2 protein-coding genes are annotated in these 1,158 nt (G+C 38.8%); both read right to left on the bottom strand.

The features are described from left to right. Window positions 1-80: 80 nt before the first annotated feature. Window positions 81-578, bottom strand: a complete 498-nt coding sequence (locus OCV61_RS18430) for a PD-(D/E)XK nuclease domain-containing protein (protein WP_262583448.1) — start codon at window positions 576-578, stop codon at window positions 81-83. Then, on the bottom strand, window positions 563-1,117 hold the full coding sequence (locus OCV61_RS18425) for an AAA family ATPase (RefSeq protein WP_262583447.1): 555 nt from the start codon (window positions 1,115-1,117) through the stop codon (window positions 563-565). Before OCV61_RS18425 ends, OCV61_RS18430 begins: the two co-directional genes overlap by 16 nt. Between the last annotated feature and the right edge of the window lie 41 nt (window positions 1,118-1,158).

Raw genomic sequence — 1,158 nt, 5'->3', positions numbered from 1 at the left:
TGGTAGCCGCTCCCTCCTTATATTTCTATTATAATGGAAATACGAAAAAAAGCCCAATTCTTTTTTAGAATCAGACTTTTTCAGTGCCCTTTACTTAAAGGTTTTAACTGGATATCATATCTGCCATCCCCGGATTCCCTGTTTGAAGTTGCGAATGTACCTCCTACTAATGCACATAAACCTAACATGAATCCATGATAGAAATTCTCCCCAGCTGTATCAAAAAAACTGACAGATTGAAGCAGCATCGTCTGGATTAACTTCTGAAGTTTTTTGCAGTCTCCGGTAAAAATTGCTTCCTGAACCTGGATTGCAGTAGGCTGGGGAATCAGCCTTTCAAGCTTCTGCAATATTTCTTTACGATACACTACCGCAATCTCCTGATTCGGCAAAGCCACCTGACACATAAAATCCCCATTAAAGGATAAAGTTGTACTCACAGCTTTTAAATATCCGGTAATGAGAAGAAAGCTGTAGATCGTTGACGGATTATTTTTAATCTGTGGATAAATCACCCCGGTATCAATATACGTGATAAAACTTTCGCCGTTAAGCAACGCTGTTAAACGGATGTACATTTCTGCATCCGCTTCACCAAGAATCTCACCAATATAAAACCAAAATAAGAACTGTATTTATTATCCAGCACAGAATAAATGGCAAGATTATTCATTCCACTGAAGATGCTTTCTTTTGCTACTCGCAAAATTCCGGTAAGAAATCCGAAAGATAAATTCTTATTATCCTTAAATCCCCCTGAAAAAAAATTTCGCATGAACAGGATAATCTTATCATAATAATCTTTCATATATCCCTGCTGAATCGGTGTATCATATTCATCAATAATAATAACCGGTGCAATCCCATAATGCTTGCGGATCATGCTTGAAAGGTCCAGAAGTGCAGAGGACAGTTTTACCTCGTTTATCTTGCCTTCGGCCAGATTCTGATATACCTGTTTATCATACTCATCACACTTTTCACTTCCACGTAACTCTTCATGCCGCTGAGTTTCTTTTGCAAATACATCTGTAATTGCTGCAATTGTTTCTTCCCAAGTAGTGACATGCTCCCACCACTTAAATCTCAGATTTTGAAGTGGGGGCTTCTTGCTCAATGGCTCTACTGAGCCAAGTATCTACAAGCTATCCTCGCGTG

Origin of the sequence: Blautia ammoniilytica (assembly GCF_025566965.1) — a bacterium.
In the GTDB taxonomy this organism is placed as follows: Bacteria; Bacillota; Clostridia; order Lachnospirales; family Lachnospiraceae; genus Blautia_A; species Blautia_A ammoniilytica.
The sequence above is the reverse complement of the archived record's forward strand: the minus strand, read 5'-3'. Positions and strand labels throughout refer to the sequence as shown.

What these genes read in the sequence shown, in the direction of transcription:
- OCV61_RS18430 (WP_262583448.1), bottom strand. Translation starts at nt 578, where the DNA reads ATGTACATCCGTTTAACAGCGTTGCTTAACGGCGAAAGTTTTATCACG.